Annotated in this window: 9 protein-coding genes; 3 read left to right on the forward strand and 6 right to left on the reverse strand. The window is 32.3% G+C overall.

What is annotated here, in order from left to right:
* The first annotated feature begins 157 nt into the window (after positions 1-157).
* Complete coding sequence (locus CD113_RS03225) at positions 158-1,282, forward strand: FAD-dependent monooxygenase (protein ID WP_002464050.1); 1,125 nt, start codon at positions 158-160, stop codon at positions 1,280-1,282.
* 94 nt (positions 1,283-1,376) lie between these two features.
* Here the strand turns inward: CD113_RS03225 and CD113_RS03230 are convergent, their stop codons facing one another.
* From CD113_RS03230 to CD113_RS03250, 5 genes are all read right to left on the reverse strand, one after another.
* Positions 1,377-2,333 (reverse strand): 2-hydroxyacid dehydrogenase family protein, encoded by a 957-nt coding sequence (locus CD113_RS03230; protein WP_002464052.1) that lies wholly within the window; start codon positions 2,331-2,333, stop codon positions 1,377-1,379.
* Positions 2,334-2,457: 124 nt separating this feature from the next.
* A complete protein-coding gene (locus CD113_RS03235; RefSeq protein ID WP_002464054.1) occupies positions 2,458-2,772 on the reverse strand; it encodes a DMT family transporter in 315 nt (104 codons plus the stop codon).
* Entirely contained in the window at positions 2,772-3,104 is a 333-nt protein-coding gene (locus tag CD113_RS03240; RefSeq protein WP_002464055.1) for a DMT family transporter, read from the reverse strand. The genes CD113_RS03235 and CD113_RS03240 overlap by 1 nt, the downstream gene beginning before the upstream one ends.
* 144 nt (positions 3,105-3,248) lie before the next feature.
* Positions 3,249-3,761 (reverse strand): CHAP domain-containing protein, encoded by a 513-nt coding sequence (locus CD113_RS03245; protein WP_095092796.1) that lies wholly within the window; start codon positions 3,759-3,761, stop codon positions 3,249-3,251.
* 233 nt (positions 3,762-3,994) lie between these two features.
* Entirely contained in the window at positions 3,995-4,417 is a 423-nt protein-coding gene (locus tag CD113_RS03250; RefSeq protein ID WP_002464060.1) for a DUF4870 domain-containing protein, read from the reverse strand.
* A 427-nt stretch (positions 4,418-4,844) separates the two neighbouring features.
* On the opposite strand from CD113_RS03250, the gene CD113_RS03255 reads away from it, so the two are divergent.
* Positions 4,845-5,915, forward strand: coding sequence for an NAD/NADP-dependent octopine/nopaline dehydrogenase family protein (locus CD113_RS03255; RefSeq protein WP_002463227.1), 1,071 nt, complete (start codon positions 4,845-4,847; stop codon positions 5,913-5,915).
* A gap of 78 nt (positions 5,916-5,993) precedes the next feature.
* Entirely contained in the window at positions 5,994-7,391 is a 1,398-nt protein-coding gene (gene nhaC / locus CD113_RS03260; protein ID WP_002463226.1) for a Na+/H+ antiporter NhaC, read from the forward strand.
* 466 nt (positions 7,392-7,857) lie between these two features.
* Here nhaC and CD113_RS03265 read toward each other — a convergent pair whose 3' ends face one another.
* Positions 7,858-8,682 carry a CHAP domain-containing protein gene (locus CD113_RS03265; protein WP_095092794.1) on the reverse strand — a complete coding sequence of 275 codons (825 nt, stop codon included), beginning with the start codon at positions 8,680-8,682 and terminating at the stop codon, positions 7,858-7,860.
* Between the last annotated feature and the right edge of the window lie 320 nt (positions 8,683-9,002).

Genomic DNA, 9,002 nt, shown 5'->3' on the forward strand with positions numbered 1-9,002 from the left:
CATAAATTGAAGTGACATCATCATAGGTCAGTATATTTTTATAGTGGGAAGACTTTAATGCCATAATGACGTATTAGACTAGTGATGAACAAACATAGAAATGAATTATCCACACGTTTAATAAGGAGATAATTACAGAATAATTTGAGGTGACATAATGAAAGTAGCAATTATTGGGGCAGGTATTGGTGGACTAACAGCTGCAGCGTTATTACAGCAACAGGGACACACTGTTAAAGTTTTTGAAAAAAATAGTAACGTCGATGAAATTGGTGCTGGAATAGGTATTGGTGATAATGTTCTAAAGAAATTAGGACAGCATGATTTAGCGAAAGGTATTAAAAATGCTGGTCAAAACTTAACATCATTAGCTGTTCTTGATGATAAAGGGAATACGTTAACTGTAGCAAATTTAAAAAGTAGTACGCTAAATGTAACGCTACCAAGACAGACATTAATTGAATTAATACAATCTTATATTCATGGTGAAGTTATTTATACTAATCATAAAGTAACCACAATAGACAATAACAATGATAAAGTGACAGTACATTTTGAACAAGCTGACAGTGAAGATTTTGATTTATGTATCGGTGCAGATGGACTTCATTCAAAAGTCAGACAAGTAGTGAACCCAGATAGTAAAGTCTTATATGAAGGTTATACTTGTTTTAGAGGCATGGTTGATGATATTCAGCTAGCACATCCTCAATGTGGTAAAGAGTATTGGGGTAGAAAAGGTAGAGTGGGCATTGTTCCATTATTAGATAATCAAGCTTACTGGTTTATTACTATTAATGCTAAAGAGCATGATGTGAAGTATCAAACATTTGGTAAGCCTCATTTGCAAGCCTATTTTAACCATTTTCCAAATGAAGTAAGAGAAGTACTAGATAAACAAAGTGAGACGGGCATATTACTTCATGATATTTATGACTTAAAACCGCTTAAATCATTTGTTTATGGTCGTACCATATTATTAGGAGATGCTGCACATGCTACAACACCTAATATGGGACAAGGCGCAGGGCAAGCAATGGAAGACGCGATTGTATTGACTAATTGCTTAGAAACATATGATTTTGAAGAGGCACTGCAACGTTATAACAAATTACGAGTGAAACATACTAAAAAAGTTATTTTACGCTCAAGAAAGATTGGAAAAATAGCACAATACCACAATCGCTTATTGGTAACTATGAGAAATAAAGTAATGAAATTATTGCCGAATGGTATAGCATCAGCTCAAACCAAGTTTTTATTTAAAGCAAAAGATAAATAAAATAAAAAAGATGATGCGGTTAGCATCATCTTGCAATGTCGACAAGCTTACGAGCTTTGTCGATATTTTTTATGAGGTTAATGATAAAAGTCACTTAGTTTACGATAAATTGAGGTGTTTCACCTTTAGATGCACTTATAGCAGCATTTGCTACAATTCTAGACATCATATCACGTGCTTCGAATGTAGCATTACCGATATGAGGCGTTAGCACGACGTTACTAAATGATTTTAGTTCATCCGTGATTTTTGGTTCGAATTCATAAACATCTAAAGCAGCGCCTTCGATTTCTTTATCTTTTAATGCTTGAACTAAAGCTTCTTCATGCACAATTGGACCTCTTGCAGCATTAATTAAATAAGCTGTTGGTTTCATCATTTTGAATTGTTCAGTATCGATAAGATGGTGTAGTTTTGGACTATACGCAGCATTGATAGTGATAAAGTCAGCATTTTTTAATAATGTATCTAAATCTACATATTTAGCACCAATATCGTGTTCTTTTTCCTCTTTACGATGTGGACCTGTATATAATACATCCATATCAAAAGCTCTTGCTCGTTTAGCAACTGCACTACCAATTTCACCTAGACCAATCACACCGATTGTTTTGCCAGATACTTCTCTACCTCTAAAGAATAATGGAGCCCAACCATCAAAACCTTTTGTACGAGATAATTCATCACCTTCAACAATACGTCTAGCAACAGCTAGAACTAAACCAATTGTTAAATCAGCTGTAGCATTTGTAGATGCTTTTGGTGTGTTAGTCACATCAATGCCTTTGTCACGTGCATACGCAATATCAACATTATTAAAACCAGCACCATAGTTTGCAATCACTTTCAACTTGTTGCCTGCATCAATGACATCTTGATCTACATTCGTAGATAGTAAACTAATTAAAGCTGTAGCATCTTTGACGCCTTCAATTAATGTATCTTTATCAATAAGGCCATCACCTTCATACACATCAACAACATCAAAATGTTCTTGTAGTAATTTTAATCCGACCTCTGGAATTGTACCTGCAACATAAACTTTTTCCATTTAGCTCACTCCTTTTGATTCTAGTATAGTAAAAGATAACAGCGGTTACAAATAAGTCGCTAATTATCATTATTGATAGTTATTAAGTAAATAATATGTTAAGCATTATAACTTTAGAAATGACCTATCCAACTAATTTGAGACCAACGACTGATAAAATGATGAGTAATAGACATAAAATACGACTAAAGTTTGTAGATTCACGATATATTAACATGCCAATTATAGTTCCCCCAGCTGTACCAATACCAGTCCATATTGCATATGCAGTCCCCATTGGGATAGTATTCATAGCCATTTTTAAAGTAGAAAAACTAAAGACAAACGCAATAGCGATTAAAACGATATAAAGTTTATTATTAGTACGATTTAATTCGTTTAATAACACAACACCTAAAATTTCAAAACATCCTGCAATAAGTAACCATATCCATGCCATTATGATGTTGAACTCCCTTCATCGTCAGTTGTCGATAATTTCAAGCCTACAATACCTATGATTAACAATAGTAATAAGCCAATCTTTATTAGAGAAAAGGGTTCGCCAAAAAGGAGTATGTCAATAAGGACTGTACCAGCAGCACCGATACCTACAAAAATTGCGTAGACAGTACCTACAGGTAATGCTTTAGTAGCAGAAATAACTAAATAAAAACTTAATATTAAAAATAAGATAGTTAATGTATAGCCTATAAAGGAGCTAGCATGACTAATACCTATGACCCAAATAATTTCAATCAATCCTGCGAGTACGACTTTCAACCACTGCATATACATACCTCCAAAATTGAGTTAATAAGACTATTCTCTCAAAAGGAACCATTTCAAACAACAAAAAAAGAGTAAGACAGAAATAATTGTTTCTGTCCTACCCGAGCAAAATTGACAAGGATTAAAAAATGTTATTTTTTAATTCTATATATGAATGTAGTTATAGCTACTAGCTTCACTAGCTGAAATTGTACGTGAGCTTACTACAAATGGTCCACCATTATAATTCATTTCAGATACTGTAATAGAGCCATCGCTATTGACATCTTCTACATAAGCAACATGACCATTGGCACCCGCAGAAGATTGTAAAATAGCACCTTTAGCTGGAGTGTTGTTCACAGTATAACCAGCGCTTTGTGCAGCTGCAGCCCAATTGTTAGCATTTCCCCAAGTTGAGCCTATTTTGCCACCAACGCGATCATAAACATACCAAGTACATTGTCCAGCAGTATATAAGTTACCAGAGTTAGATGCTGTAGTAGTTGTATTTGTTGAAGTTGTTGTATTAAAATTAGTCGTTTGCGTAGTAGTATTATAGTTGAAATGATTAGTATTATTGTTATCAAATTCTGCTGCATCAGCATGATGGGCATGTCCAACCATTGCAGAACCGATTCCAACTGTTAAAGTCGTTGCTGTTACTATTTTTTTCATAATAAATTTCCTCCCAAAGTTATAAAACGCTATGATTATTTTAAATGTAGCGAGCGTTTTGAATGGTCATTAAAGTAAATGACAAGAGTAACTTTAACAGATGGTTTATTGTTTGTGGGCGATGTTATTGATTTGTAAAACAAACAAAAAAACTTTGACTACATTTGTAATAAACATAGTCAAAGTTACAAAGAGATTAATAAATCAATTTTGGGTGTTAAAATCTGTAATAATTAGAACATACGTATGGATAAAGGTATTAAGTATTCTTGACCATTCATATATTTAACACATGCAATGATGGTAAATACGAATTGTACAATAGATAACGCAAATAGTGCTAAAACAGCAATAAAAATAATAATAAAACCAATAACAATTAATGCGTTTGATTGTGTAAGTAAGAAGAAATAACCGACAAGACAAATAACACCTAATGCTATAGTCCATAAAATATATGAAATGAGAAAGTTAAAGTAATTTTTACCTGCACGATCAACTAATTTTGAATCAGATCTTTTAATTAACCAAATAATGAGTGGACCAATGATTCCAGAGAATAAACTTAATAGGTAAATTAACATAGCCATGGTATTGTCATCTTTATTTTGTGGTTCAGCGTATTGATGCATATTATTGTTAATTTCAGTAGACATAATAAACCCTCCTATATAATACACGATTTATATCTAATCATAACAAATAATTTATGAAATAAACATATTAAATAATATAATTGATTAATGAAAGTAATAAATAAAAGATAGACTATTGCGTTTAAATCAGTTATTTTAAGGATATATAGTAATAACTTTAATGGTGCGTAAACAATCGCATCATTTTTTATTGTCGAAATATTTTGGTTCTCTACCAAATTGGACTGATACATAATTATTTTTTAAGCCTCGCTTTCCTAGGGTGCTGTCTCAGCCTGTAGTCTTCGACTAGCACTGCTCCCTCAGGAGTCTCGGCTTCAAAATAATTTATATTTTAAATTATTCATTTTTTATTTATCAGTCCTGAAAAATAGAGAACCAATATTTTGATCACAAATTTTAAATTATAAAAGAAAGAAGGTTAATTATGAAAATAGCTATTGTTGGATCAGGTAATGGAGCTGTGACTGCAGCAATTGATATGGTTGATAAAGGGCATGACGTTAAATTATATTGTCGTAATCAGTCTATCGATAAATTTAATAATGCCATAGCTAAAGGTGGCTTTGATTTTAATAATGAAGGTGCAGAACGCTTTGTACCATTTACTGATATTAGTGATGACATGGAATATGTACTAAAAGACGCTGACATTATTCAAGTTATCATTCCATCTTCATATATTGAATATTATGCTGATGTGATGTCTGAACATATTACTGATGACCAGTTAATCTTCTTTAACATGGCAGCTGCTATGGGTTCAATTCGCTTTATGAATGTATTAGAAGATAAACGTATTGAAACACAACCTATGTTTGCAGAAGCGAACACATTGACATATGGGACTCGTGTTGATTTTGACAATGCGATTGTAGACTTATCTTTAAATGTACGTCGTGTGTTCTTCTCAACTTATGATAGAAGTCGCTTAAATGATTGTTATGATCAAGTGTCTGAAATATATGATTATCTTGTTAAAGAAGAAAGTTTAATTAAGACTAATTTGGAAAATGGTAACCCAGAAGTACATCCAGGACCAACATTATTAAATGTCGGTCGCATAGATTATGCGGGTGAATTTTCATTATATAAAGAAGGTATTACTAAGCATACGGTTAGATTATTACATGCGATTGAATTAGAGCGTTTAAATCTTGGCAGAAGTTTAGGCTTTGAATTATCTACAGCAAAAGAATCTAGAATTCAACGCGGCTATTTAGAGCGTGATAAAGAGGATGAACCATTAAATAGATTATTCAATACGAGTCCTGTATTTTCACAAATTCCTGGCCCTAACAAAGTGGAAAGTAGATATTTGACAGAAGATATTGCTTATGGCTTAGTTCTATGGTCCAGTCTAGGACGAATCATTGATGTTCCTACACCCAACATTGATGCAGTCATTGTCATTGCTTCTACGATTTTAGAACGTGATTTCTTTGAAGAAGGATTGACTGTTGAAAAAATTGGTTTAGACAAACTAGATTTACGTTAACAAGGATGGAAAAGTAATTAATTAAATGAAGAAAAGAGGTCTTGTGTCAAAAATTAAATAAAAAGGGGTTTGATTTCAGTGACAAGAAAACCGACGTTTGTAGAATCTTTATCAACTATTATAGTTATGGTTGTCATTGTGACAACTGGATTTGTGTTTTTTGAAATCCCCATACAAATTCTATTAATTATGTCATCAATTTATGCAGCATTTATTGCTGTAAGACTAGGTTTAACATGGCAAGATTTAGAAAAAGGCATTGCAGAAAGACTCAATACTGCAATGCCAGCAATTTTTATCATTTTAGCAGTTGGCATTATTGTCGGAAGTTGGATGTTTTCTGGTACTGTGCCAGCATTAATTTATTACGGTTTAGACATATTAAACCCTCAATATTTTTTAGTGTCAGCCTTTTTTATTAGTGCTATTACTTCAGTAGCAACTGGTACGGCATGGGGGTCAGCTTCAACAGCTGGTATTGCACTTATTTCTATAGCACATCAATTAGATATTTCATCTGGTATGGCTGCAGGTGCTATTATTGCCGGAGCGGTTTTTGGTGATAAAATGTCACCTTTGTCTGATACGACAAATTTGGCCGCTTTAGTAACTAAAGTGAATATCTTTAAACATATTAAATCTATGATGTGGACCACAATACCGGCTTCTATCATTGGCTTAATTGTGTGGTTTATTGCTGGTTTAAATTATCATGGTCAAACTAAAGAGCAACAAGTGCAACAATTTTTAACTGAGTTATCGACAATCTATCACATTAATGTATGGGTATGGCTGCCATTAGTTGTTATCATCATTTGTTTGTTGGTCAAAATATCTACTGTACCTGCCATGTTAATTTCTAGCTTTGTAGCCATTTTGGTTGGTACATTTAATCATCATTTTAATATGATTGATGGCTTTAAGGCGACTTTCGATGGTTTTAAGTTATCTATGATTCATCAGCCTCATGTTTCCTCTAATGTTAAACATTTAATCGAACAAGGTGGTATGATGAGCATGACTCAAATTATAGTGACTATTTTTTGTGGTTATGCATTCGCTGGTATCGTGGAAAGAGCAGGTTGTTTAGATGTCTTACTTGAGCAAATTTCTAAAGGCATTAAGTCTGTAGGTACATTGATTTTAATGACTGTAGTTTGTTCTATCTGTTTAGTGTTTGCTGCAGGTGTCGCCTCAATTGTCATTATTATGGTAGGTGTGTTGTTAAAAGAAATGTACGAACATTTAAATGTATCGCGAGTTGTATTATCTAGGACATTAGAAGATTCTAGTACGATGGTATTACCATTGATTCCATGGGGAACATCTGGAATCTATTATGCTAATCAATTAAATGTTGCAGTAAGTGATTATTTTATTTGGACTGTACCATGTTATCTGTGTGCCATCATAGCCATAAGTTATGGGTTTACTGGTATAGGAATTAAAAAAATTTATAAAAAGACGTTTAATTAATGATAATAGTGGAATATATAAACTATGTTAGAAGTAAACATGATTTATAATTGTAGCGGTTATATTTCACTGGTCTTTTAACTTAAATATCCTCATTACATATTATTGATATATTTTGTAGCGGAATGTATTAATAATGTAAGTATGAAATCAAATGCCATTACATGAGTAATGGCACTATTCATTATAAATTTTATAGATGACATAGCATTAGATATAGACGATTAAACATAACTTTTTATAGTTATGCCTAATCGTCTTTTTTAGTTCTATAATAAAAGTCACTGTAACAAAATGGGGTTCTCATCCAAATTGGACTGTTAGTATGATGGGACGATTAATAAAATCTAATAATGTTAATCAAGAAAAGTAGGTGTATGTAAGATAATAGATTCATAATAGTAATATAAAAAAGAACACTCAGCATGACACATGCAGAGCATTCTTTGATGAGTAATATGAATGATTAATGAATGTAGTTGTATGAACTAGCTTGGCTTGCTGAGATTGTACGTGAAGTTACAACACCAGGACCATGACCATAGTTCATTTCTGATACTCTAACTGAACCATTGCTGTTAACACTTTCAACATATGCAACGTGACCATATGCACCTTGAGTTGTTTGCATGATTGCTCCAGCAGCTGGTGTATTATTTACTGTATAACCAGATCTAGCTGCAGCGTTTGCCCAGTTATTAGCATTGCCCCAAGTAGAACCAATTTTACCACCAACACGGTCAAATACATAATATGTACATTGGCCAGCAGTATACAGGTTATTTGTAGAACCACTACCACTTGAAATAGAGCGACCATTAGATGATGGTGCAGTAGTTGATGTAACGTGAATATTATTACTTGTTGAGTTGTAGCTTGCACCTAAACCACCAGTGCGGTTATTTGAATTATAACTATTGTAATTATTATAGCTATAATTTTTAGTTGATGTTGTAGTTGTTGAGTAATTATTGTAATTACTGTAGTTGTTGTAGCTATAGTTATTATAATTATTGTAGCTGTAGTTATAATAATTATAATTGTTGTTGTAATTATTATAGTAGTAGTAATAGTTATAATTATTTTGTTCTAATTTACTTGGATCCCAATTACCTTGCCAAGTATAATGATAGTTTCCTTGTGCATCAATTGTATATGTATAGCTGTATGATGTTGGATCATTTGGATTGTATCCACCGTTGTCTTGTTCTGCTGCTTGTGCATGATGTCCTGCAAATGCGAATGTAGCGAATCCGGCAGTTGCGATTGTAGCTGTAGCGATTTTTTTCATTTTGTAAATATCCTCCTAAATATTTTTAAAAATAACTCATATTATATTTGTCTAAAAGTGACAATGTGTTTAATGATTAATCTCGTTGTTTAACGACAACAAAGACTATATCAGAAATTATGCAATTTGTGTGCAATGTTAACATTTTGTAATTTTCTTCTAATATATTGACACAATAAAATTATTGAACTGCAGTTAATTGTATTTTATAAAACTTGTAATAACGCTATTTTTAATAATTAATGAATAATCAGAAAATAACTATGTTACATAACTGTAAAAATACAGAATTTTTAAAATGTATAATTTGTGAATAATGA

This window comes from Staphylococcus simiae (assembly GCF_002902085.1).
Taxonomy (GTDB): Bacteria; Bacillota; Bacilli; order Staphylococcales; family Staphylococcaceae; genus Staphylococcus; species Staphylococcus simiae.